The 25,881-nt window shown below is 38.4% G+C and carries 16 protein-coding genes, 2 tRNA genes, 2 rRNA genes and 1 pseudogene; 5 read left to right on the top strand and 16 right to left on the bottom strand.

The window, feature by feature from the left end; genetic code table 11:
• The 5 genes and pseudogenes from O970_RS00725 to O970_RS00715 form a co-directional block, all read right to left on the bottom strand.
• Window positions 1-236: PAAR domain-containing protein (locus O970_RS00725; protein ID WP_024495277.1), on the bottom strand; the 236-nt coding region annotated here is incomplete at its 3' end.
• A 443-nt stretch (window positions 237-679) separates the two neighbouring features.
• Window positions 680-805: pseudogene (locus O970_RS10230) on the bottom strand (hypothetical protein); the annotation flags it as partial.
• 12 nt (window positions 806-817) lie between these two features.
• Window positions 818-973 carry a hypothetical protein gene (locus O970_RS09790; protein WP_166667061.1) on the bottom strand — a complete coding sequence of 52 codons (156 nt, stop codon included), beginning with the start codon at window positions 971-973 and terminating at the stop codon, window positions 818-820.
• Between the two features lie 272 nt (window positions 974-1,245).
• Window positions 1,246-1,584 (bottom strand): nitrogen regulatory protein P-II, encoded by a 339-nt coding sequence (gene glnB, locus O970_RS00720; protein WP_024495276.1) that lies wholly within the window; start codon window positions 1,582-1,584, stop codon window positions 1,246-1,248.
• 71 nt (window positions 1,585-1,655) lie between these two features.
• Complete coding sequence (locus O970_RS00715; protein ID WP_024495275.1) at window positions 1,656-3,281, bottom strand: NAD+ synthase; 1,626 nt, start codon at window positions 3,279-3,281, stop codon at window positions 1,656-1,658.
• Window positions 3,282-3,442: 161 nt separating this feature from the next.
• Between O970_RS00715 and aroB the strand changes: the two genes are divergently transcribed.
• Together aroB and O970_RS00705 are read left to right on the top strand one after the other, a co-directional pair.
• Window positions 3,443-4,534 carry a 3-dehydroquinate synthase gene (gene aroB / locus O970_RS00710; RefSeq protein ID WP_024495274.1) on the top strand — a complete coding sequence of 364 codons (1,092 nt, stop codon included), beginning with the start codon at window positions 3,443-3,445 and terminating at the stop codon, window positions 4,532-4,534.
• A 258-nt stretch (window positions 4,535-4,792) separates the two neighbouring features.
• On the top strand, window positions 4,793-5,875 hold the full coding sequence (locus tag O970_RS00705; RefSeq protein WP_024495273.1) for a 3-deoxy-7-phosphoheptulonate synthase: 1,083 nt from the start codon (window positions 4,793-4,795) through the stop codon (window positions 5,873-5,875).
• 159 nt (window positions 5,876-6,034) lie between these two features.
• Here O970_RS00705 and purL read toward each other — a convergent pair whose 3' ends face one another.
• The 6 genes from purL to znuA form a co-directional block, all read right to left on the bottom strand.
• Window positions 6,035-9,925, bottom strand: coding sequence for a phosphoribosylformylglycinamidine synthase (purL, locus tag O970_RS00700; protein ID WP_024495272.1), 3,891 nt, complete (start codon window positions 9,923-9,925; stop codon window positions 6,035-6,037).
• 526 nt (window positions 9,926-10,451) lie between these two features.
• Window positions 10,452-11,261, bottom strand: a complete 810-nt coding sequence (gene mutM, locus O970_RS00695) for a bifunctional DNA-formamidopyrimidine glycosylase/DNA-(apurinic or apyrimidinic site) lyase (RefSeq protein ID WP_024495271.1) — start codon at window positions 11,259-11,261, stop codon at window positions 10,452-10,454.
• A 36-nt stretch (window positions 11,262-11,297) separates the two neighbouring features.
• Window positions 11,298-13,643, bottom strand: a complete 2,346-nt coding sequence (gene mrcB / locus O970_RS00690; RefSeq protein WP_024495270.1) for a bifunctional glycosyl transferase/transpeptidase — start codon at window positions 13,641-13,643, stop codon at window positions 11,298-11,300.
• Between the two features lie 967 nt (window positions 13,644-14,610).
• Window positions 14,611-15,549: a lauroyl-Kdo(2)-lipid IV(A) myristoyltransferase gene (gene lpxM / locus O970_RS00685; protein WP_036562116.1), complete on the bottom strand. Its 939-nt coding sequence runs from the start codon at window positions 15,547-15,549 to the stop codon at window positions 14,611-14,613.
• 9 nt (window positions 15,550-15,558) lie between these two features.
• Window positions 15,559-16,920, bottom strand: coding sequence for a murein DD-endopeptidase MepM (gene mepM, locus O970_RS00680; protein ID WP_420885462.1), 1,362 nt, complete (start codon window positions 16,918-16,920; stop codon window positions 15,559-15,561).
• A 79-nt stretch (window positions 16,921-16,999) separates the two neighbouring features.
• Window positions 17,000-17,956, bottom strand: coding sequence for a zinc ABC transporter substrate-binding protein ZnuA (znuA, locus tag O970_RS00675; protein ID WP_024495268.1), 957 nt, complete (start codon window positions 17,954-17,956; stop codon window positions 17,000-17,002).
• Between the two features lie 98 nt (window positions 17,957-18,054).
• Here znuA and znuC point away from each other — a divergent pair, with 98 nt between their 5' ends.
• From znuC to O970_RS00660, 3 genes are all read left to right on the top strand, one after another.
• Window positions 18,055-18,813, top strand: a complete 759-nt coding sequence (znuC, locus tag O970_RS00670) for a zinc ABC transporter ATP-binding protein ZnuC (protein WP_024495267.1) — start codon at window positions 18,055-18,057, stop codon at window positions 18,811-18,813.
• The gene (gene znuB, locus O970_RS00665) at window positions 18,806-19,588 is read left to right on the top strand and encodes a zinc ABC transporter permease subunit ZnuB (RefSeq protein ID WP_024495266.1); all 783 of its coding nucleotides are present in this window, start codon (window positions 18,806-18,808) and stop codon (window positions 19,586-19,588) included. The genes znuC and znuB overlap by 8 nt, the downstream gene beginning before the upstream one ends.
• 216 nt (window positions 19,589-19,804) lie before the next feature.
• Complete coding sequence (locus O970_RS00660) at window positions 19,805-21,331, top strand: YifB family Mg chelatase-like AAA ATPase (protein ID WP_024495265.1); 1,527 nt, start codon at window positions 19,805-19,807, stop codon at window positions 21,329-21,331.
• Window positions 21,332-21,342: 11 nt separating this feature from the next.
• Here the strand turns inward: O970_RS00660 and O970_RS00655 are convergent, their stop codons facing one another.
• The 5 genes from O970_RS00655 to O970_RS00635 form a co-directional block, all read right to left on the bottom strand.
• Window positions 21,343-21,681 (bottom strand): MaoP family protein, encoded by a 339-nt coding sequence (locus tag O970_RS00655; RefSeq protein ID WP_024495264.1) that lies wholly within the window; start codon window positions 21,679-21,681, stop codon window positions 21,343-21,345.
• A gap of 143 nt (window positions 21,682-21,824) precedes the next feature.
• Window positions 21,825-21,900 (bottom strand) — tRNA-Trp (locus O970_RS00650).
• A 607-nt stretch (window positions 21,901-22,507) separates the two neighbouring features.
• A tRNA-Asp gene (locus O970_RS00645) sits at window positions 22,508-22,584 on the bottom strand.
• Window positions 22,585-22,659: 75 nt separating this feature from the next.
• Window positions 22,660-22,775 (bottom strand): 5S ribosomal RNA (rrf, locus tag O970_RS00640).
• A 65-nt stretch (window positions 22,776-22,840) separates the two neighbouring features.
• Window positions 22,841-25,737: ribosomal RNA gene (locus tag O970_RS00635) — 23S ribosomal RNA — on the bottom strand.
• Between the last annotated feature and the right edge of the window lie 144 nt (window positions 25,738-25,881).

Raw genomic sequence — 25,881 nt, 5'->3', positions numbered from 1 at the left:
CCAATCGGGCAGCCACAGGCAACAACACAGCCATCATAAGCCGCTTTTTTACCGTCTAAAATAAAATTATCTGCGCCAGTGACGATAACGCCTTTACCTTCTTCACACTCTGGGCATAGAACCAGATCACCGACTACCGCGATCCCTTTTTGCCCATCAAAACTTATTGCTGAGGCTTGTATAATGCATCCCCCTGTAGTGGTAGCATTTCCTAATACTGCTACGGCTTTCGTCATGCTCTTTCCCTCTATTTTTGTTAGTTTATATAAATAACAGACTATAGTTAATTTATAGAGTTAATCTGTTTGTTGGTGCTTAAATTATGTGCGTAGTCAAGAAATATTTTTTTAACTGTCTATTGTGTATACTTTTGTAGCAAAATTTTTAGTTATACGATTAGTTATATAAATTTAATTCTTCTGGTATTTTATTTTAATAAAATCAGTTAGTTATGGTTTTCAATTAACCACTGCGTAGGTGGTTTAGAAATAATTTTACTAACAAGAGTTGACGTAAATCGTGAAAATGTTGTGTTCCCTGAAAAGCCGTAAGTGAGTAGAAATCCATTGAACAGGCAATACAACTATTGATGTGAATGGTTTTTATACGAAATAATATAACTCCAAATGAATAAAATTGGGCATTTTATTCATTTGTCGCTGTTAACCGCACTATAAATTTATAATGTAGATAAATTCATATCTATTTTTGCATTATACGCGTTTAAATATTTAAAAATTGTCTTTATGTTTGTATTAAGAGGAGTACGTTCAATGCTATTTATGTTTGAGGGGGTAATATCTAAACGTTTTGCAAGCTAAGTTTGAGATAGTTTTGCCGTTTCTCTCGCTTTCAGCAATAATTCATGCAACGTCCATTCTTCTTCAGCCTCGTCATATCCAGCCCGCGCGACAAGATCTGTTAGCGCTATATCCTTGATTTCACTAAATGTTGTGCTGTGTTTTTTACTCATTTTCAATCATTTGCTTTAGTCGTGTTCATGCGATTTATAGTGAGCCAAAGGGTGTTTTTTCTGTTTTTTTAACAAACACATGTAAAACAAAATTGTTTTTTGTTTTCGATATACATAAATAGTTCTAGCTATATTTAGGTAGGATAATATTACTGCTATCCATGAATAACGCATTGTTATCAATAGATTTATAAAGTAAAAATAAAGTGACAGGTCAATAAATATTGACCTGTTGATATGGCAATAAAGAGGGCGGAAACAAAATCAAGAAATTAAATAGCCGCCTCATCCATTTCGCCAGTCCGAATCCGGACAACCTGCTCAACATCATAAACAAATAGTTTTCCATCGCCTATTTTCCCTGTTTGAGCGGTCTTCATAATAGTCTCAATACACATATCGAGCATATCATCGGTTAAGACAATTTCAATTTTAACTTTAGGTAAAAAATCAACCATATATTCTGCGCCACGGTACAACTCGGTATGGCCCTTTTGTCGGCCAAATCCTTTTACTTCCGTTACTGTCATCCCCGTAATCCCTTGTTCACCAAGAGCTTCGCGAATATCATCTAATTTAAACGGTTTAATAATGGCTTCGATTTTTTTCATATTGAGTTCCTCAGTAGCATTTGCTTATGCAACTATATTCATTATCAGTTTAAATAACTATCATTCAGTAATCATAACGACCAATTTTTTCGCCCAAATCCAGATGTAATTGGATAACGGCGTCCTTTACCAAAATTACACATCGTAATTTTAGGTCCTATTGCGGATTGTCGTCGCTTATATTCGTTAATATCAACTAATTTAATCACTTTTCGTACAGTTGGTTCATCATAACCCTGTGACACCAAAGCCTTAACAGAAAGTTGTTCCTCGATATAACCTCGTAAAATAGCATCTAATATCGGATAAGGTGGTAAGCTATCTTCATCTTTTTGTTCTGGCGCTAATTCCGCTGATGGTGGACGAGTGATAACCCGCTCTGGAATAGCATAAGATCGCGTATTACGATAACGTGCAAGTTCAAATACCCATGTTTTAGGGATATCTTTTAATACATCAAATCCGCCCGCCATATCACCATAAAGTGTTGCATAACCAACTGACATTTCACTCTTATTGCCCGTCGTTAACACTAAGCGATGACGTTTATTCGATAACGCCATAAGAACAACACCTCGACAGCGCGCTTGTAAATTCTCTTCTGTCGTATCAGGTTGAGATCCTATAAATAGCGGTGATAGCTGCTGCATAAAAGCTTCAAACATAGGTTCAATCGAAATAATATCAAACTCAACCCCCAATAATGTGGCTTGTTGTTGCGCATCGGCAATGCTGATATCTGCCGTATATTTAAAAGGCATCATCACGGCTTGTACTTTATCTTTTCCTAATGCATCGACAGCTATCGCTAACGTTAATGCTGAATCAATTCCGCCTGATAATCCCAGAACCACACCCTGAAAACCATTTTTGGTGACATAATCTTTTACCGCTAATACTAATGCCTGATAAATATGAGCCAAATCAAATGGCGCTGGTAACGTTGGTAAGGGGGCGTTTATTAATGGTTTTAAATGCTGGTCAAAATTGACTTCTGCTAATGATTCATTGAAAGCGTCAAGTCGACAAACAACTTGCCCATCAGCACCACAAACCAAAGATTGCCCATCAAAAACTAGCTCATCTTGGCCACCAACCTGATTAACATAAATGATAGGTACATGTAATTGCTTTGCTCTTTTTGCAATTAATTGCTGCCGTTGTTGCGCTTTTTGGTAATCATAAGGCGATGCATTAATCGTGATTAACATCTGAATATCTTCAGAGGCTAACTGTTCAACTGGCTGAGTTTGCCATAGATCTTCACAAATCAATAAGCCCAAACGATATCCCTTAAAATTTACTATTCCACGTTGTCTTCCTGCGGTAAAATAGCGTTTTTCATCGAAAACATCATAGTTAGGTAATTGCTGTTTGTGATATCGCGCTATGCACTGGCCTTGATAGAAAAAAGAGAGCGAATTATAAATGACCTCTCCTTGCCAAGTTGGATGCCCGATAATTACCCCACAATGTTGGCTTGCTTGCGCAATATGCGCTAGTTGCGTTTCACAACGCTCACGAAAATCATCACGAAATAGTAAATCTTCTGGCGGGTAACCACAAACAGCTAGTTCAGAAAATACAATTAAATCATGATGTTGATTATTATTAATTAGTTGTATAATACGGGCCGTATTTCCTTCAATATCGCCAACATACCAATTTTTTTGGGCTAATACCACAGACAGTGTCATTATTTAATACTCAATTATCTCTCCAATAAAATAGAGTGTAAGTTTAAATGATTATCTAATATCCAGCTACTTTTTTGTCATCATTCAATTTTAAAGCTTGAGTGTTTGCTTACAGTCAGTTATAACAATAAGTAAAATTTATTTTATTGATGGTGGTGGTGATGACAGATGATATAAATAAAGAATTGATCGTAACATTAGCCGATCGTAGTTATTCAATTACCATTGGCGGCGGATTATTTGCACAATTCGCACCATTTAATTTACAAACGGGGCAACGTGTTCTCATCGTCACCAATAGTACCGTGGCGCCGCTATATTTAGCGCAAATTACTCAAATGTTAAACCAAAATGGTGTTCAGGTGGATCATGTCATCTTACCCGATGGGGAAAAATATAAAAATTTAGCCACTTGGGAAACTATTTTTACGGCATTATTAGAAAAAAATCATACCCGCAAATCTATCATTATGGCATTAGGTGGGGGAGTGATTGGTGATATGGCAGGTTTTGCTGCGGCATGTTACCAACGCGGTATAAAATTTGTGCAAGTGCCAACAACTTTACTTTCACAAGTCGATTCCTCTGTGGGAGGGAAAACCGGAATCAATCATCCTATGGGTAAAAATATGATTGGCGCCTTTTATCAACCACAAGCAGTCGTCATTGATATTAATTGTTTAAACACACTGCCTTCACGTGAATTATCGGCTGGTTTGGCTGAAGTGATTAAATATGGGATTATTTTAGATCATTCATTTTTTACTTGGCTTGAAAACAATATGGATCGATTATTAGCACTCGATCCAGCGGCAATGACATATTGTATTTATCGCTGCTGTGAACTCAAAGCGCAAATTGTTGCCGCCGATGAACATGAACAAAATGTTCGAGCTTTACTCAATTTAGGTCATACTTTTGGTCATGCCATTGAAACCGAATTAGGGTATGGCAATTGGTTGCATGGCGAAGCGGTATCCGTTGGTATATTAATGGCCTCACAAACCGCCTACTTATTAGGCATGATGACATTTCAGGAAGTGAAACGAATTCAACAATTATTACTCAAGGCCAAGCTCCCAGTAACCAGACCTAAACACATGCCAATTGACAACTATTTACCGCATATGTTGCGTGATAAGAAAGTGCTATCAGGCGCATTACGTTTAGTCTTGCCAAGCGGTATAGGGCACGCTGAAATTAAAGAGGGTGTCCCTGAACATTTAGTTGTTGAGGCAATTTCAAGCCTATAATGATGCAATAGACAGGAATTTAGGTATTATGCTCAATAAAACTGTATAACTTGTAAATTTTTTTTTACACACACATTTAGTCATCCAAAATGATTAACTTATTATTTTTCAATTTATATTGGGCATTTTAATGTCCTAATAAAATAAATAACATTGTTTATATTTACATCAAAGTATTTTTATGTTTACATGGTAAATGTTATATGTAACGTGTAATTTACAAAAATTATAGCCAGAATTTAAAATAGGAATATTAATATGCAAAAAGATGTTGTTAATAATGTTCGTATCAGGGAGGAACAAATGCTTATCACGCCCGAAGCTTTAAAAGCGCATATACCGTTATCAGCGACACTTGAGAAACAAATTGCTGATTCACGACAAACGATTATTAATATTTTAGAACGACGCGATCCCCGTTTATTAATTATATGTGGTCCTTGCTCAATTCACGACCCAATAGCAGCCTTAGAGTATGCACAGAAATTAAAAGCGTTATCCGATCAATTAAGCGATCAAATGTATATTGTAATGCGGGTTTATTTTGAAAAGCCAAGAACAACCGTTGGTTGGAAAGGATTAATTAATGATCCTAATATGGATAATTCTTTTGATATTGAAAAAGGTTTACATATTGCCAGACAGTTACTTATGGATTTAGCAAAGTTAGGGCTACCTTTAGCGACTGAAGCATTAGATCCTAATACACCACAATATATAGGTGATCTTATCAGTTGGGCTGCTATTGGTGCTCGAACCACGGAATCACAAACACATCGTGAAATGGCATCGGGTCTTTCTATGCCAATTGGTTTTAAAAATGGTACGGACGGTAGTATGGATGTCGCCATTAATGCGATGAATTCTTCATCGAATCCACACCGCTTTGTTGGTATTAATCAGCAAGGACAAGTCAGTATTCTACAAACCGAAGGCAATCCATATGGACATGTTATTTTGCGTGGCGGTAAAACCCCTAATTATGATGAGGAGTCAGTCGCACAATGTGAACGTCAGATGGAAAAAGTGGGATTAACCCCGATCTTAATGGTAGATTGTAGTCATGCCAATTCAAATAAAGATTATCGACGTCAACCGCTGGTAGCAAAAAATGTTGCAGATCAGATAACTGCAGGTAATCACTCTATTATTGGTCTAATGATTGAGAGTAATATTAACGAAGGTAATCAACCACAAGAACAACCAAGAGAACAATTACGCTATGGTGTTTCTGTCACTGATGCCTGCATTAATTGGCAACAAACTGAATCACTTTTGACTGAAATAGCGTCTCAGACAGCGCAAGCATTGAAACAACGCGCATTAAATATAAAAAATTAAAATTATTCACAATAAAAACAAGTAGTTATATAAACAACATGATTATTTATATAACTACTTAATTTTTTATTAAACTAATTACTTACCAATAAAGATTAATAAGTAATCAGTTATCGTCATTTTTTAACTTGTTTTCCACTCAAAAAAGATAAATGAATTTTATGCGAATGCTTTACGTGCATTACGAAATAGTCGCATCCATGGTCCCTCTTCTCCCCAATGATCTGGGTGCCACGAGTTAGTGACAGTTCTACATACCCTTTCTGGGTGAGGCATCATAATGGTAATCCGTCCATCGATAGTGGTTAAGGCGGTAATACCATTTGGTGAGCCATTAGGGTTAGCAGGATAGTGTTCTGTCACATGGCCAAAATGATCGATATAACGGGCAGCAATTAATCCGCTTTGTTCTAGCTGAGTAAGGTGATACTGATCGTTTAGTTCTACTTTTCCTTCACCATGTGATACCGCAATTGGCATATGTGATCCGTCCATATCCGCCAGTAATAATGAAGGGCTGCGCTGAATTTGCACTAAACTAAAACGTGCCTCAAAACGTTCTGAGCGATTACGCTTAAAGCGTGGCCATAATTCTGCACCTGGGATTAAGGTGTTTAAATTAGCTAGCATTTGACACCCATTACATACGCCAAGTGATAAGGTATCTGGACGTTGAAAAAATTGCTGAAATTGATCGCTCAGGTGTTGATTAAATAAAATTGTTTTTGCCCAACCTTCGCCAGCACCTAAGACGTCGCCATACGAGAATCCCCCACAAGCCGCCAGTGCATTAAACTCATTCAATGTTTGACGACCGTTTAAGAGATCACTCATATGAACATCAACTGCTGTAAAACCAGCACGGAAAAAAGCGGCGGCCATCTCTAATTGTGAATTCACACCCTGTTCACGTAAAATAGCAATTTTAGGATGGTGTCCTTTGGCAATATAAGGTGCGGCAATGTCATTATTTGGGTCATAAGTAAGCTTTACATTTAGTCCCGGATCCTGTTCGTTTTGTTTAGCTTGATGTTCTTCATCCGCACAAGCTGGATTATCGCGCAGTCGTTGCATTTGCCATGTCGTTTCGGCCCATAATTTACGTAGTATGGATCTTGTTGCGCTATAGATTACCGTGTCATAACAACCAATGGTTATTTGGTTTCCTTCAATGGCTTGTCCTATATCATAAACCCACTCGGACAATTCATAGTGCGCTAAAATTTGCTGTACCATCGCTAAATTGGTTTCATTAACTTGAATCACTGCCCCTAATTCTTCGTTAAATAGTGCTGCAATTGCCTGTTGTGGAACAGCGCTAATATCAATATCTAATCCACAATGTCCAGCAAAAGCCATCTCAACTAAAGTAACAAATAAACCGCCATCCGATCGATCATGATAAGCAATTAGGCATTGTTGTTTAACTAACTGCTGAATTGCATTAAAAAAGTTAGCTAACTGTTTAACATCGCGGACATCTGCCGCTTGCTGACCCAGTTTATGATAGACTTGTGCTAATGCCGTTGCGCCTAAAGCAGCATGCCCTTTGCCTAAATCAATAAATAATAGGCGATTTGGTTGTTCTACGCGTAATTGTGGTGTAACCGTTTTACGTACATCAGTAACACGAGCAAAGGCTGAAATCACTAATGATAGCGGCGCGGTCATGGTTGCTGTTTGCCCATTTTGTTGCCATTCGGTCTTCATCGACATCGAGTCTTTACCCACAGGAATAGCTAAACCTAATTGGGGGCAAAGTTCTTCACCAATCGCTTTTACTGCCTGATAAAGCCCTGCCTCTTCACCATCATGATCTGCTGCTGCCATCCAATTAGCCGAAAGTTTGATACGTTTAATATCGCCAATATCGGTAGCGGCGATATTGGTCAATGCTTCTCCAACAGCTAAACGTGCTGAGGCAGCAACATCGAGTAAAGCAACTGGTGCACGTTCGCCGATCGCCATCGCCTCGCCATAATAACTGTCAAAACTGGCACAGGTTACCGCACAATCCGCCACTGGGACTTGCCATGGTCCGATCATTTGATCTCGAGCTACCATCCCCGAAACGGATCGATCACCGATGGTAATTAAAAAGGTTTTCTCCGCCACCGCGGGTAAACGTAATAGTCGCTGTACGGCGTCATCAATGTTGATATTGTCAATAGCAAGCGCATCACCTTGGACGGTCAGTGTCGAAACTTGACGCTGCATTTTAGGCGTTTTTCCTAATAGTATATTTAACGGTAAATCAATAGGATCATTGTTAAAATGTCTATCATGCAATCGTAATACAGGCGTTGTGGTTGCTTCACCGATTACGGTATAAGGTGCACGTTCACGGCGACAAATTTGATCAAATAAGTCTAGACTTTGCGGCGCAATTGCTAAAACATAACGTTCTTGCGATTCATTACACCAGATTTGCAACGGACTCATTCCCGGTTCGTCACTTAAAATATCACGTAACTCAAACTGCCCACCACAACCCCCATCATGCACTAATTCAGGCATAGCATTAGATAAACCACCCGCACCAACATCATGAATAAATAGAATCGGATTTTGTTCGCCCAGCTGCCAGCACCGATCAATCACTTCTTGGCATCGTCGCTCCATCTCTGGATTATCGCGTTGTACCGACGCAAAATCAAGAGTAGTATTCGCTTGTCCTGAGGCTCTAGAAGAGGCTGCCCCTCCGCCAAGACCAATATTCATTGCTGGTCCACCTAAGACAATTAATTTAGATCCTGCTGGAAATGCTTCTTTTTGGATATGATCGCGACGTATATTACCTAAGCCACCAGCAAGCATAATCGGTTTATGATAACCGCGTAATTCTTGCCCATGGTGAGCCGTCACTTGTTGTTCATAGGTGCGGAAATACCCCAGTAACGATGGACGTCCAAATTCATTGTTATAAGCCGCACTGCCTAAAGGTGCCTCTAACATGATATCTAATGCACTTGCTATCCAATCAGGTTTACCAAAATCCTTCTCCCAAGGTTGTAGGTATTCAGGTATACGTAGATTAGAAACCGAAAACCCTACCAATCCTGCTTTAGGTTTTGCACCTCGTCCTGTTGCTCCTTCATCGCGGATTTCACCACCACTACCCGTTGCTGCCCCAGGCCAAGGAGAGATTGCCGTAGGATGATTATGTGTTTCGACTTTCATCAAGATATCGACATACTCCTGATGAAAAGCATAATGTTGATTATTAGGATCAGGATAAAATCGCCCAATCCATGAGCCGTCCATCACTGCGGCATTATCTTTATAAGCAGAAGAGACATAATCGGGCGTTTTTTCAAAGGTATTTTTAATCATGCTAAAGAGGGTTTTGGGTTGCTTTACGCCATCAATAACCCAATCAGCATTAAAAATTTTATGACGGCAATGTTCAGAATTAGCCTGAGCAAACATATAAAGCTCAATGTCATGGGGATTACGGTTTAATTGTTGAAAGGTGGTAACCAAATAGTCGATTTCATCGGTAGTTAAAGCAAGTCCTAGCTGTTGATTTGCAGCGATTAATGCCACCTTGCCTTGGTTAAGAATATCTATAGTTTTAAAAGAAGTTGGATTTTGTGTGGAAAATAACGCGGCAACTTGATTAAAATCGGTAAATACTTGTTCTAACATCCGATCATGAATCAATTGTTTAAATAGATTGAATTGTGATTCCGTAAATGGTTTACGTTGTTGAATATAATAAGCCACCCCTCGCTCAATCCGCTTAATTTTTGTTAATCCACAATGATGAGCAATTTCAGTCGCTTTAGATGACCAAGATGATAATGTCCCAAGTCGTGGCGTGACAATGAGTTGCAGTCCGTCTTTATTGATTTCCAACAACCTAGCACCGTAATGTAATAGACGTTGTAAGGTATCTCTTTCTTGCTGAGTTAACTTACTGGAAACAGTAAAAAAATGGACAAATTCAGTTGATAATGCCGTAACAGGAAGATCTAATTTTTGACATTGAACTAAAAGTTGCTTGATACGAAAATCCGATAACGCTGATGAACCACATAAAAATTCCATATAAAATCTCTTTTGAGGTCATAACACGGTTTATTAGTAGACTTATCATTATAGACAAGACGCATGCAGATTTGAATCACAAATATAAAATATATAAGAATAAGGTTAATGTTATTAGTTATGCTTAGGATGAAAAAATGCAAAATATGGAAATTATATAGCGGAGAGCATAATTAAAAAGCTATCTCAACAATAATGCTTTATTTTATTAAGCTAGTAGCCGCAATAATGGTATAGCTCTCTTAATTCACTTATATTCGTTATTAATAGCTAATTTAAATAACTATTAATAACGAATACCTACTCCCTAATCGTTAATATTTTCGTTCTTTATTTCATTTAAAAATAACCAACTTTTGACTAAAATTTAATTGATAAGTACAACATAAAGGCGTTGCTATCATATATGGCAAACGCGTCACTCCATTCTACGTATCATAAATTTAATTAACGCTCTACGTTGGATAGCGAATTAACATAGTGAAATCGGTCTTTGTCACTTATTTTGCTTTCCTTACCTAGCCGTTTATTGTTGGCAAATCTCACAATAAAAGGTATTACGCTGGCCAATTTTTTTAGCAGAAATAAGGTTACCACACACCAAACAAGGTTGGTTTTCACGCCCATAAACATGTAATTGTTGAGCAAAATAACCTGGTTTACCATCTGATTGTAAAAAATCCTTTAATGTCGTGCCACCTTGTTCGATGGATTTCGCTAATACTTGTTTAATTGCCCCAACTAAACGAATTAATTCATTTTTGGTTAAGGTCTGTACTGATCGATTTGGATTAATTTTAGCTATAAATAAGGATTCACTGGCATAAATGTTACCTACCCCAACGACAACCGCATTATCCATAATCCAACTTTTCACTGGCATTTTACGCTGCTTTATTTGAAGGTATAGATAGTCTGCATTAAATTCATCTTGTAGTGGCTCTGGCCCTAATCGCTGTAATTGAACTAATTCAGTAAGTGATTGACACCATAACCAAGCACCAAAACGCCGAGGATCGGTATAACGCAAGATCACACCATTATCCATGACTAAATCAATATGATCATGTTTTTCGGCTGGTCTATTATCTTGGATAATTCGCAAACGTCCTGACATGCCTAAATGAATCACTATCCATCCTTGTTCTAATTCAAGTAGTAAATATTTTGCTCGACGCTTAATATCGATAATGGTTTGTGTCTGACATTGAATTATTTCATCAGGAACTGGCCAACGTAATTTAGGCTGACGGATAATAATATTATTAATCGTTTGTCCCTTTAAATAAGGTAAAATGCCTCGTCGGCTTGTTTCTACTTCAGGTAATTCAGGCATAACTTTTCTACTCAATTTTTGGTCAAACATTAACTCTTATCGGCTAAATAATCGTTCTAGCCAATTAGATGACTTATCTGATAGTGATTCTTGTGGTACGTCGGGTAAATCATGGCAAATCGCCTGTAAATTATTAGTCCATATTGGTAAAGTTCTTACCCCATCCCCTGAGCATAGTAACTCACCATTATTCCCTATCCCCGCATCGATAATATTAGCTGGTCTTACGGGTGATAGTATTTGAGGTGTACTATAGCGTAAATAATCACGATATACACTTAATGCCCCAGTTGCTCCCGTAAGATTTATGGGTTTATTATCATCAAGTCCAAGCCATATTACCGCCACATTTTTACCATCAATTCCAGTATACCAACTATCAATTAAATCATTAGTAGTGCCCGTTTTCCCCGCTAACTGATATTGACTATATAAAGGCGTTAATGCTCGGCCAGAACCATAATTGACAACCTGTTGCATCGTATATAAGGTTAAATAAGCAGCTTGTGCAGAGACGACTTGTCTTGATTGAGGGTAACTTTGATAAGCCATACTACCATCTTCATTCATCACAAAACGTAGTACGGTTAACGGGGATTTTTTACCTATATTGCCGATAACTTGATACATTTGTGCGACTTCTAATGGCGTTAATTCCATTGCCCCAATATAACGAGATAATAGCGGTTTAATCGCCGTATTAGGTACACCTAATGCCGTTAAGGTATTCGCCGTACGGTCAAAACCTAGTGCCGCACCTAAATTAATGGATGGAATATTGAGCGAATTCGCTAAAGCATCCACAAGCAAGACTCGACCACGAAACTTACGATCATAATTATTTGGCTGCCATACACGACCTTCTGGCAATTGAATTGATAGTGGTTTATCATCAAGCCATGTATTAAGCCGATATTGATCTGGATTACTTAATGCGGTCAAATAAGTTGGTGGCTTAGCTAATGAACCTATCTGCCGCCGTCCTAATAATACGCGGTTGAAACCCGCGTATTGGGGTTGTGAGCTCCCAATCACTGCTTTTATTTCGCCAGTTTGCCGATCCGTCACAATCATTGCGGCTTCAAGCTTAGGTTTATTTTTTGTTTTTCGGAGCACTGCTAACTGTTCAGTTACTGCTTTTTCCGCTGCCTCTTGTGCTTGTGGATCAAACGTGGTAAATACCTTCATACCAGACATGTGGTCGGCTTTATCACCAAACTTTTCACGTAATTCAAGGCGAACAAGCTGCATAAATGCGGGTTGTGGGGTAATAACGCCACCTTTTGGTAATACGCCTAATGGACGTTGACTTAGCATCGTGTATAGTTCATTATCAATCACTTGCCGACGCTCTAAAATTCTTAATACGACATTGCGTCGCTCAATTGCACGTTCTGGTTTTGTCCAAGGATTATAATAAGAGGCCCCTTTAACAATACCAACCAACAATGCTTGCTGATCAAGCGTTAATTCTTCGACGGGTCGTCCAAAATAATATAAACTCGCTAGCGGAAAACCGTGGATTTCTTCATCCCCACTTTGCCCAAGATAAACTTCATTCAAATAGAGTTCCAAAATCCGTTCTTTGCTATAATGCATTTCCAGCAACAAAGCCATATAAGCTTCACGTAATTTACGACTTAATGAACGTTCGTTAGTTAAAAATAAATTTTTGACTAACTGTTGAGTCAAGGTACTTCCACCTTGTATTGCACGTCCTTTAGTTAAATTTGCTATGATAGCGCGCATGATAGAGTAAAAACTAATACCATCATGTTGATAAAAATGGCGATCTTCAGTCTCAATCAACGTTCTAATTAATGTTTCTGAAAACTGACGTAGCGGAATCACTAAACGCTGTTCACCATTTACCGATTGCATCATTGTAATTAATTTAGGGTCAATACGAAACACCCCAAAATCTCGCCCTGTCTCATAGTTATAAATTCGGGCAATGTGATGTTGATTAAAGGTAATCTTGACTCGATATGAAGACTCCTCACCATCAGGGAAAGCAAATGGACGCCGATAGATTTCTATACTCTCATTTTTGACGACAAATTCCCCAGGTCTGGTGGCAACGCTAACTTGTCGATATTGCGCTCCATTTAAAATAGATACCACCTTATCTAAGCTATAGTTTTCACCTGGCTCGAGATTGACTATTTGCCCATATACCGCAACTGGCAATTCCCATACCGTACCATCAATTCGTTCTTTAATTTTTTGATCTAAATAGATACCATAAATGGCAATAACGGTAATTATCACTAAGGCAATTTTTAAGAGAAAATAGATAAGTTTTCGTTTAAAACTTACTTTCGCCGCTTTACTTTTTTTTGATGTCTTGTTTAATCGTTTCTTGGTGACTACTTTTTTCATGATTTTAGTTCATCTTTATTATTAACTCATAAAATATGATTGAATTTAAGATTTAGCTAAGCATATTAGGGATAATATTATTCGATGTTTTAGTTGCCTTATACACAACCATTATCGTGATATGGTACTTATAACGGCTTAGTTTAAAGATGATTCAACGAATTTGCTTCCCGCATCATAACATATAATACCCTTTTAGGGGTATAGCTTGCTATTTGACGCTACTTTACCATCAGCATATTGATTACGCTTTTTAGTTGATATTATATTATACGTGTCAATCAACAAATAATGCCCATACATAGTGCCAATATATGAGATACGGAAATATACTAAAACCGATGATATGATCAAGTATTCACTAGCAACCAATCCAGAACGTCAATCTTTAGCTTCTAGGGCTTATCCAAACTCAAAATAATAATTAAATTTATGTTAATCCATTACATGGTAACCCTATTGTTAAACACGCAATGATTCCGTCATAAATAGTTGAATCAATTGGCTCTGACCAAATAACACTACTCTTCACTTATAATCAACAATCAAGTTATATTGATCTTTTATAGCAACATGAGTATAACCCTCTATGTTACGTTCAACTAAAATCAGTAACATTTTGAGTTTTCATACTTATTGTGATTATGTCTCTGATACAGGCACACAATCAGAAAAAACATGTAGAAAAATTCATGTCGATGATTTATCAAGAGCCACAAGGAGTAATGTTTTATTTAATACCATATCAGCCAGTTATCCTACTTGCTCATATTGACCTGTATTACGCTAAAAAATTAATGTAATTCTCAAGCAGAGTTGGGAAATATGATATTATAAAACTCATATCTCATCTAGAGGTATAACCATAACCAATAGCCTTCTTATTATTTAAACTAAATAGCGTTTAAAAATAATATGCATAAGATATAAATCAATACGTTAAAATAACGTATTGATTTATATAAAATTAGTATAACTGCGGATCATCTGATTTACGCGTTTTAAGAAACCGTAATACCCATGCATATTGTTTTGGATCGGGCTTAATGAAACGTTCAATCTCTTGATTCATACGTCGAGCAATATATTCATCACTTTGGCCGGGTAGATCATCCATTGGCGGGTGAATATAGATGTTCAGTTCAGACTTTTCTAAATCATAACTAGGAAATAGTGGTAAAATCTGAGCTTGGCCAACTTTCATTAATCGTCCCAATATAGGTAAAGTGGCTTTATAGGTCCCAAAAAACTCGGTAAATACGCTCTGTTCTACACCATGATCCTCATCCGGTAGATAAAATCCCCAATGACCATGGCGAATACTTTGCATAAATGGTTTAATCCCCTCTTCTCGAGCATGAATTTGTCCACCAAACCGGATCCTTGCTTTATTCCATAACCAATCCACTAATTTATTGCTCTGATGATGGAACATACCTGACATCGAATACCCTTTTTTAGCTAGTAGCATAGCAGGGATATCGATGGCCCAGCCATGTGGCACCATAAAAATCACATTTCGGTTATGTTTATGTGCGTCCACAATATGTTCAAACCCAAACCAATTAATTTTCGTGCGACTTTTCTTAATCACTAGATCAACTAATAACACGGTTATAGGTAGAATGATGGCAAACATATCATCAATAATTTGTTCGCGTTGTTCTTCATTTTTTTCTGGAAAGCAGTGTAATAAATTAATTTTAGCTCGTTCGCGTGCACTTTTTACGTGACGTCCGATTAATCGCCCTAATTGAGATAATATTTTATCCCGTAAACGGACAGGCAATAATGCGAATAAAATTAAAATTAATACACCGCCCCATATTCCCCAATAACGAGGCGATAAAAATGCCAGCTCAAACTTGGGAATATGCCCTGCTGGCTTTGTTGTTTTCCTAACCAAAACTGCTCCTTAATCAGCAGAAAGAGTATTGTTACTTTGATTATTCACGATAGGTGCTTTTATTTCGCTTGGAAAAGCAAGTATTGGTTTAATACCTTTAACTAACTCTAGATAAGCACTTTTCGATTTACCTGTTAATCCCTCAGCTTGCGGAAGCGATGATGTCATTGGGTTGACAGGTTTATTATCTATACGCAATTCATAATGTAAATGTGGTCCTGTTGAGCGACCAGTATTCCCAGATAAACCTATCAAATCACCTTTTCTAACTCGTTGTCCTTGCCGCACTAGAATTTTATCTAAATGCATATATCGAGTGGTATATTGGCGTCCATGTCGAATCGTAATAAAGTTCCCTGCAGATCCACTTGATTTAGCAATAACCACTTCACCATCCCCCGTCGCCAGAACTGGCGTGCCTCGTGAAACAGCAAAATCAACCCCATTATGAGGAGCAATTCGCCCAGTCACAGGATGTAAACGACGCGGATTAAAGGACGAGGAAATCTTGGCTTGCTTAGCCAAAGGGTAGCGTAAGAAACTACGCGCTAGCCCCATACCATTAACATCATAATAATTACCATCATCCGCTAAGATAGCGTAATAATCACGTCTATTATTTTGAATCCTAACCCCAAGTATACGGCTGGTACTATGGCGGCTACCAATCATTTCACGTAGTAAAGAAACGGTAAAACGATCACCTTTCTTTAATCGTCTAAAATCAAGTTGCCACTGTAAAATTTTGGTAATCGATAATATTTCATTCAAGGTTAAACCAGAATTACGAGCTTCAGCAATAAAATTATTATCAATTTGACCAGAAATCGTAAATGCTTGCCAGTTTCCTTCACGTTTTTCGGTATATTGAGCAAAAGCATCCCCTTCGCGCTGATAGACCATAGTATCACGCGCTGAAATGTACCAATTAAATACTTGTAAAGATTTATTTTCATCAACAACCCAGCTAATTTGTTGACCAACACGCAAATTAGCCAATTGTTTAAATTGCTTCGTCAATTGATAAACATCATTCCGATTGACACCTGCTTGAGATAAAATACCTGTTAACGTGTCACCTTTGGCTATCGTATAGTAGGTAGGGCCACTATCTTTACTTTCAAACGCTTCATCAAGCTCATCTTTTACTACCTCATCTTCAGGAATAGGCTGATCAATAGATTCTGCATCTGTTAAATTAGGTTGATCTTGAATAATTTCAACCGAGGCGTTACCTATTACCGCAGGTAATTTAGCTTCTTTACCTTGTTTCTCCATCGTTTTATTTAATGGAATATAAGCTACTCTTGCTGAATTAAGCGGCTTCCATAAGAAAACAAAAAGAAAAACTAAAAAAATAACACCGAATATCGAATAGTAAGGGATTTTCGATTTTTCCGTCTTATTTTTCGATGGATCAATATGTTGCACTCATTAATACCTATAATCATTAGTTGCTACTTAAGCATGATTGATACTGTTCGCTTAAGTTAGTTAAAAACATAAAATATGCATCTTTGGTTAATGGAATTCCCATTCCTAATGGATCAAGTGTTCCTACGTGAACTTGTGTATCTGCAATAACTTTATCAATAATTGCAGGATTGAACTGTGGTTCTTTAAATATGCAAAACGCGTTATTATTCACTAATTGCTGCCGAATATGGTAAGCTTTTTGAGCCCCTGGCTGAATATCGGGATTAATGGTAAAGGATCCCAAATTTTTTAGACCAAATTGACGCTCAAAATAGCCATATGCGTCATGAAAAACAAAATAGCGTCTATTTTCTACGTTTATTAGATTTTTTGCAATAACTTGTTCAAAGTTTGTCAGTGTAAAAATAAAATCATTTAAATTTTTATCTAATATAACTTGCTTTTCAGGGTAATATTGAAGCAATTTATCATGAATAGCGATTGCAATTTTTTTTGCTATAGTTGGAGATAACCAAATGTGATAATCAATATTCCCATGGTCATGGTCATGGTCATGGTCATGGTCATGGTCATGGTCATGGTCATGGTCATGGTCATGATAGGTTTCATTTCTATAGAGTAAAGCGTTAATTGCCGGTAATTGGCTTAATTCAATTTGTTTATTCGCATCAATATTTCTTAGTATATTTGGTAGAAACGTTTCCATATCTTGACTGATCCAAATCATTAATTCCGCTGACTTAATATTTTGAACATCTCGTGGTTTTAAAGCATAAGTATGCGGTGAGACACCATCAGGTAGTAAGACTTCAGTTTCCGTAACATTATCGGCAATTGCCTTAGTGATAAATGCAATGGGTTTTATCGATGTTAATACTGCTGCATGAGTATTAAAAGCGATAAAAATAAGCCCTATAAATGAAAATAATAAGGTGATTAATTTCTGTAATTTGCTCTTTGCTTGTTTCATAATTGCATAAATCTCCATTCTTAATCCCAATAATCATAGTCGCGAAAAAATTGTTATGTTATAATATAACAATACTTAATTTCAAGAGAATTTATACTGTGACACTGTTAGTTTCACTTGAGCATGTATCTGTCGAATTTAATCAACATCGGGTATTGCATGATATCTCGCTTAGACTTAGGTCGGGAGAAATCATGACAATATTGGGACCTAATGGGGCAGGTAAATCAACATTAATTCGGGTAATATTGGGGCTATTGTCGCCAACTACAGGTACCATCACGCATGCACCTAATTTATCAATTGGTTATGTCCCTCAAAAAATCAGCATTAATCCTACCTTACCGATAACAGTTAAACGATTTATGCAACTATACCGACCAGCCCAAGATAAAGAAATTATTAAACAACTAACACGCGTTAATGCTGAACGATTACTTAATAAATCTATGCAGCAACTTTCTGGTGGTGAAATGCAACGTGTATTACTAGCACAAGCGCTACAAAAAGAACCACAATTATTAGTTTTGGATGAACCAACACAAGGAGTAGATGTTAAAGGGCAATTAGTATTATATGACCTGATAGAGCAAGCTCGCCACCACTTTAATTGTGGCATTATTATGGTTTCCCATGATTTACATTTAGTAATGGCAAAAACCGACCACGTTCTCTGCTTAAATCACCATATTTGTTGTTCGGGATCGCCTGAAAATGTGGCTAATCATCCTGAGTTTATCTCGCTTTTTGGTCAAGTAGGTACTAATCAATTAGCGTTATATAAGCATCATCATAATCATGAACACCCTTTTCATGATAATATAGTATTAAATAATATGGATCATAAACATGATTGAATTAATGTTGCCTAGTTGGTTGGCTGGCATGCTGATTACCATAGTAAGTGGCCCCTTGGGATCTTTTGTCATTTGGCGTAGAATGTCCTATTTTGGTGATACGCTATCACACGCCTCATTACTTGGTGTAGCCTTTAGTTTTTTATTTCATACCACACCTTTCTATGCCGTACTGCTATTAATCATACTATTCGCCATTGGGTTAAATTGGCTAGAATCCAAAAAACAACTTCCTGTTGATACATTATTGGGGATTTTAGCTCACAGTGCGTTATCACTAGGGCTTGTCGTGATTAGTTTAATGGATAATATTCGCATTGATTTGATGGGTTATTTATTTGGCGATCTATTATCCATTACTTATCAAGATGTAATACACATCTTTATAGGTGTGATTTTGATTAGCACTATTTTATTGTATCAGTGGCGATCGTTTCTTTTTATCACAATAAGTGAAGAGTTAGCCTTTGTCGATGGTATTAATATAAAAACAACAAAAATGATACTGACCTTATTACTTGCTATCACTATTGGTTTAGCGATGAAGTTTGTTGGCGCATTGATTATTACCGCGTTACTTATTATTCCAGCAGCTACAGCCAAATATTATGCTAAAACACCAGAAAAAATGGCAATGTTAGCAATACTATTTGGAATGCTAGCGATAAATGGTGGATTACTCTTTTCGATTTATTACAATACGCCAACCGGTCCATCCGTAGTCGTAACAAGTACCTTAATCTTTGTTATAACGCTAATGATACGTCGCCAATAATTAATAATTTATAGGCTAATAAATAATAGATTCAATATAATTTTGGGTATTGTATTGAATCTTACCCTTTACAAAATGATTTATCACGCTACACGGTTCATATTAGAAAAAATAACAATTTTTTGGAAGAAAGCTCTAAGAAAATAGCTTATAAGAAAACAACATCGTTAATTCAATATAAACTCTAGCCATATTTCATTTACTTATAATCCTATTATGTCTTTAGCAACCATTTATACGAGAGGGTCAATTGGTATACAAGCCCCATTAATACAAGTAGAAATACATATAAGTAATGGGCTTCCTGGTTTTACGCTTGTTGGCTTACCAGAAACCAGCGTTAAAGAAGCAAAGGATAGAGTTCGTAGTGCATTAATCAATAGTGGTTTCACCTTTCCCGCAAAACGTATCACTATTAATTTATCGCCGGCAGATCTCCCAAAAGAAGGTAGCCGTTTTGATTTACCTATCGCCATAGCCATACTTGCGGCAACAAAACAAATCCCATCAGACCGATTACTACAGTATGAATTTCTAGGTGAATTGGCTTTATCAGGGGCGATAAAAGCGATTAAAGGGATTATCCCTGCTGCTCTGGCAGCCCAAAAAGCCAATCGCGATCTGATAACAGGTTATGATAATATTGCCGATATCGCCTTAATAAAACAAAACGCCCATAAATTGGCAACATCATTGACAGATATTTGTGATTATTTACAAGGACAAAATAAATTACATTCATCGGCTAATTACACAATCCAGCCGTATATAAAAGAGAAAGACGATGACCTACAAGATATTATTGGCCAGGAACATGCCAAACGTGTACTAGAAATTGCCGCGGCAGGTGGACATAATCTACTATTAATTGGTCCACCAGGTACAGGTAAAACAATGCTAGCAACGCGCTTAAATAGTCTTTTGCCCTTATTGTCTGAAAGTGAAGCACTAGAAATTGCAGCAATTAATAGTTTAGTTAATGGCGTTTTGTCCTCTTCTAATTGGCAAATTAGACCTTTTCGCTCACCTCATCATAGTGCTTCAATTGCAGCATTAGTTGGTGGAGGAAACATTCCCAAGCCAGGAGAAATTTCTTTAGCACATAATGGTATTCTTTTTCTTGATGAATTACCTGAATTTAATCGAAAAGTATTAGATGCATTACGTGAACCATTAGAATCAGGAAAAATTGTTATATCTCGAGCAAATGGTAAAGTCACGTTTCCAGCTAAAGTACAACTTGTCGCAGCTATGAATCCAAGTCCAACGGGTCATTACCAAGGCATTCACAACAGAACTAACCCGCAACAAGTTTTACGTTACTTGAATCGTTTATCTGGACCTTTTTTAGATAGGTTTGATCTCTCTATCGAAGTCCCATTACTCCCTAAAGGTTTATTAAGCCAAAAAAGCATAATCGGTGAATCAACAGAAACCGTAAAATTACGTGTGATTAAGACTCGAAATAAACAATTACAGGAAAGAGGAAAAATTAATAGCGATTTTAATAATAAGGATATTAGCAAATATTGCTGTTTAAGCAAAGACAACGCCGAATTTCTGGAAAATGCACTCAATAAACTAGGCTTATCAGCAAGAGCTTGGCATCGTATATTAAAAGTATCAAGGACAATTGCTGATTTAGCTGATAAAGAACACATTGAACGACAACATCTAGCAGAAGCGCTTAGCTATCGCTCAATGGATCGACTATTGTTACATCTGCACAAAAATAGTTGTTAAGTAACAGTCTATTAATCATCAATATCAGAAAAATCTTCACCTGGGTCAAGTTGTGGTTTACCACCAGATAGCGTATGAAAACGTTTAGGTTTATTAATACAACCCATATATTTTACCCAGACTTTTTCTTTATCAGTAGCTGGTAATTGATTACCATGACATACATCAACAAAACGTTGTTCTTCATCAGTGACAGGCTGACGTTTCCCTGAATCTAGTTCGGAAAACGCATGACCATATTTTTCTAATAATTGCGCTTCTTTAATCGTGAAATCGCCGTGGCGCGAAAATCCACGTGGATATTTTTTATTATCAAAAAAACGTTGTTTAGAAATAAAACTTTCACTCATATTTTTGCCTTATTTAATATAAATACTATTATTTTGGCGGGAATTATAATTAAGCCATACAATCTGTAAATAATATTTATTAAATAATTGCAAATAACTGCATCGATTGATTATTTTTAGAACAGATATGATAATTACGAAGATGGCAGGGGCGGAGAGGCTCGAACTCCCAACACCCGGTTTTGGAGACCGGTGCTCTACCAATTGAACTACGCCCCTAAATATGAAAAAAGGAAATCTATTTCAATTTTCTTTTAAGATAGTTACTATTCAATAACACACTGTTTTCTCTAATGGAATAAATTAATTCACTATTCCCTAAACAGTGCGCGCAGTATAACATCCCATTATTTTTTGTAAACAATTTTTTGTAAAAGTTCGTCTAAAATGAAAGTGTTTGCTTAAAAAAAACACTAACCCATAAAAAATAGATATTGGCCAATCACAAGTATTAGATCAAGATGTTAGTCATAGCAGCTATTATTATCGTAATATTAGTGATTGAAACCAATACAGTTAACAAACAAAACGGATGAGAGAAAAATTCATTCAAATATATACATGCTAAAAATGGTAAATTTCTATATAAGAATAATGAGATCAATATAATCAACTCAGTAATAAAAAATACTTATGTCTATATTCAAGATAGGCTATTACTTTATAATACGTCAGTTATTCTAAAGTTATTTTATAATTGTTAGATATTTTATTAATTAGAATGATTTAATATAAAAAAAGTATTCTTCAAATAAATGTTATAGTTAAATTGATATCTGAAAAAGATAATTATTTTTATTTATTTGATTAATGAAAAGAAAGAAAGTGGCGGAACGGACGGGGCTCGAACCCGCGACCCCCTGCGTGACAGGCAGGTATTCTAACCAACTGAACTACCGCTCCACCGTATTAGGTATGCATGTGTATTATTTCATACACTATCTATTTACTTACAAAAATAAATAGATAAAAATAAAAGTCTGGCGGTGTCCTACTCTCACATGGGGTGTCCCCACACTACCATCGGCGCTACGGCGTTTCACTTCTGAGTTCGGCATGGGGTCAGGTGGGACCACCGCGCTAATGCCGCCAGACATATCCTGTTTCTCTTCAATCAAGAACAAACTGTTTTCGCGATTCCAAAACAACTCAGAGTTGTAAGGTTAAGACCTCGGCTCATTAGTATTGGTTAGCTCAATGCATCACTGCACTTACACATCCAACCTATCTACGTCCTAGTCTCGAACGGACCTTACTGACTCTCGTCATGGGAGAACTCATCTCCGGGCTAGTTTCGCGCTTAGATGCTTTCAGCGCTTATCTATTCCGCACTTAGCTACCGGGCAATGCGATTGGCATCACAACCCGAACACCAGCGGTGCGTTCACTTCGGTCCTCTCGTACTAGAAGCAAACCCCGTCAATTCTCCTGCGCCCATGGCAGATAGGGACCGAACTGTCTCACGACGTTCTAAACCCAGCTCGCGTACCACTTTAAACGGCGAACAGCCGTACCCTTGGGACCTACTTCAGCCCCAGGATGTGATGAGCCGACATCGAGGTGCCAAACACCGCCGTCGATATGAACTCTTGGGCGGTATCAGCCTGTTATCCCCGGAGTACCTTTTATCCGTTGAGCGATGGCCCTTCCATTCAGAACCACCGGATCACTATGACCTACTTTCGTACCTGCTCGAACCGTCGCTCTCGCAGTCAAGCTAGCTTATGCCATTGCACTAACCTCCTGATGTCCGACCAGGATTAGCTAACCTTCGTGCTCCTCCGTTACTCTTTGGGAGGAGACCGCCCCAGTCAAACTACCCACCAGACAGTGTCCGCAATCCCGTTCAGGGACCTACGTTAGAACATCAAACATTAAAGGGTGGTATTTCAAGGTCGGCTCCATGCAGACTGGCGTCCACACTTCTATGCCTCCCACCTATCCTACACATTAAGGCTCAATGTTCACTGTCAAGCTATAGTAAAGGTTCACGGGGTCTTTCCGTCTTGCCACGGGTACACCGCATCTTCACGGCGAATTCAATTTCACTGAGTCTCGGGTGGAGACAGCCTGGCCATCATTACGCCATTCGTGCAGGTCGGAACTTACCCGACAAGGAATTTCGCTACCTTAGGACCGTTATAGTTACGGCCGCCGTTTACTGGGGCTTCGATCAAGAGCTTCGCATTTCTGCTAACCCCATCAATTAACCTTCCAGCACCGGGCAGGCGTCACACCCTATACGTCCACTTTCGTGTTTGCAGAGTGCTGTGTTTTTATTAAACAGTTGCAGCCAGCTGGTATCTTCGACTGATTTCACCTCCATCCGCGCGGGACTTCAATTACCATCAGCGTGCCTTCTCCCGAAGTTACGGCACCATTTTGCCTAGTTCCTTCACCCGAGTTCTCTCAAGCGCCTTAGTATTCTCTACCTGACCACCTGTGTCGGTTTCGGGTACGATTACATATGACCTGAAGCTTAGAGGCTTTTCCTGGAAGCAGGGCATCAATTACTTCTGCACCTTAGTGCATCGTCATCACACCTCAGCGTTTCAGTGACCGGATTTGCCTAATCACACGCCTACATGCTTAACCCACCATCCAATAGGTGGTAAACCTAGCCTTCTCCGTCCCCCCATCGCAGTCATATATAGTACGGGAATATTAACCCGTTTCCCATCAGCTACGCCTTTCGGCCTCACCTTAGGGGTCGACTCACCCTGCCCCGATTAACGTTGGACAGGAACCCTTGGTCTTCCGGCGAGCGGGCTTTTCACCCGCTTTATCGTTACTTATGTCAGCATTCGCACTTCTGATACCTCCAGCAAACCTCTCAGTTCACCTTCGCAGGCTTACAGAACGCTCCCCTACCCAATACACTTTCGTGCATTGCCGCAGCTTCGGTGCATAGTTTTAGCCCCGTTACATCTTCCGCGCAGGCCGACTCGACTAGTGAGCTATTACGCTTTCTTTAAATGATGGCTGCTTCTAAGCCAACATCCTAGCTGTCTAAGCCTTCCCACTTCGTTTCCCACTTAACTATGACTTTGGGACCTTAGCTGGCGGTCTGGGTTGTTTCCCTCTTCACGACGGACGTTAGCACCCGCCGTGTGTCTCCCATGCTCTGTTCATCGGTATTCGGAGTTTGCATCGGGTTGGTAAGTCGGGATGACCCCCTAGCCGAAACAGTGCTCTACCCCCAATGACAATACATGAGGCGCTACCTAAATAGCTTTCGGGGAGAACCAGCTATCTCCCGGTTTGATTGGCCTTTCACCCCCAGCCACAGGTCATCCGCTAATTTTTCAACATTAGTCGGTTCGGTCCTCCAGTTAGTGTTAACCAACCTTCAACCTGCCCATGGCTAGATCACCGGGTTTCGGGTCTATACCCTGCAACTTAACGCACAGTTAATACTCGGTTTCCCTTCGGCTCCCCTATTCGGTTAACCTCGCTACAGAATATAAGTCGCTGACCCATTATACAAAAGGTACGCAGTCACACATACCTAACGGTACATGCTCCCACTATTTGTACGTACACGGTTTCAGGTTCTATTTCACTCCCCTCGCCGGGGTTCTTTTCGCCTTTCCCTCACGGTACTGGTTCACTATCGGTCAATCAGGAGTATTTAGCCTTGGAGGATGGTCCCCCCTTCTTCAGACAGGATATCACGTGTCCCGCCCTACTCTTCAAGCTTCCACATCATGGCTTTCGTGTACGGGGCTATCACCCTGTTTCACCGGACTTTCCAGACCGTTCCACTAGCTCATCATGCTACCCGCTTTGGGCTCCTCCCATTTCGCTCGCCGCTACTTTGGGAATCTCGGTTGATTTCTTTTCCTCGGGGTACTTAGATGTTTCAGTTCTCCCGGTTCGCCTCATTAACCTATTTTATTCAGTTAATGATAGTACATTATTGTACTGGGTTTCCCCATTCGGACATCAACGGCTATTGCGCTTTTTATCAGCTTACCGTCGCTTTTCGCAGATTAACACGTCCTTCATCGCCTCTGATTGCCTAGGCATCCACCGTGTACGCTTAATTTCTTAACCTTACAACTCTTAGTTGTCTCGGTTTCGCTTTCCTCAAATATCTTAGCTATGCCATATAACATGCCTTAATATCCGAGAACTCGTTTCTTTTCAGCTTGTTCCTAATTGTTAAAGAGCTATATTCATCTGCACACTTTATCAATG

Source organism: Candidatus Schmidhempelia bombi str. Bimp (genome assembly GCF_000471645.3).
Classification (GTDB): Bacteria; Pseudomonadota; Gammaproteobacteria; order Enterobacterales; family Orbaceae; genus Utexia; species Utexia bombi.
Note: the sequence above shows the minus strand (reverse complement) of the source record. Positions and strands in the feature narration are given on the sequence as shown.

What these genes read in the sequence shown, in the direction of transcription:
- O970_RS09790 (WP_166667061.1), bottom strand. Translation starts at nt 973, where the DNA reads ATGAGTAAAAAACACAGCACAACATTTAGTGAAATCAAGGATATAGCG.
- glnB (WP_024495276.1), bottom strand. Translation starts at nt 1,584, where the DNA reads ATGAAAAAAATCGAAGCCATTATTAAACCGTTTAAATTAGATGATATT.
- O970_RS00715 (WP_024495275.1), bottom strand. Translation starts at nt 3,281, where the DNA reads ATGACACTGTCTGTGGTATTAGCCCAAAAAAATTGGTATGTTGGCGAT.
- aroB (WP_024495274.1), top strand. Translation starts at nt 3,443, where the DNA reads ATGACAGATGATATAAATAAAGAATTGATCGTAACATTAGCCGATCGT.
- O970_RS00705 (WP_024495273.1), top strand. Translation starts at nt 4,793, where the DNA reads ATGCAAAAAGATGTTGTTAATAATGTTCGTATCAGGGAGGAACAAATG.
- purL (WP_024495272.1), bottom strand. Translation starts at nt 9,925, where the DNA reads ATGGAATTTTTATGTGGTTCATCAGCGTTATCGGATTTTCGTATCAAG.
- mutM (WP_024495271.1), bottom strand. Translation starts at nt 11,261, where the DNA reads ATGCCTGAATTACCTGAAGTAGAAACAAGCCGACGAGGCATTTTACCT.
- mrcB (WP_024495270.1), bottom strand. Translation starts at nt 13,643, where the DNA reads ATGAAAAAAGTAGTCACCAAGAAACGATTAAACAAGACATCAAAAAAA.
- znuA (WP_024495268.1), bottom strand. Translation starts at nt 17,956, where the DNA reads ATGAAACAAGCAAAGAGCAAATTACAGAAATTAATCACCTTATTATTT.
- znuB (WP_024495266.1), top strand. Translation starts at nt 18,806, where the DNA reads ATGATTGAATTAATGTTGCCTAGTTGGTTGGCTGGCATGCTGATTACC.
- O970_RS00660 (WP_024495265.1), top strand. Translation starts at nt 19,805, where the DNA reads ATGTCTTTAGCAACCATTTATACGAGAGGGTCAATTGGTATACAAGCC.
- O970_RS00655 (WP_024495264.1), bottom strand. Translation starts at nt 21,681, where the DNA reads ATGAGTGAAAGTTTTATTTCTAAACAACGTTTTTTTGATAATAAAAAA.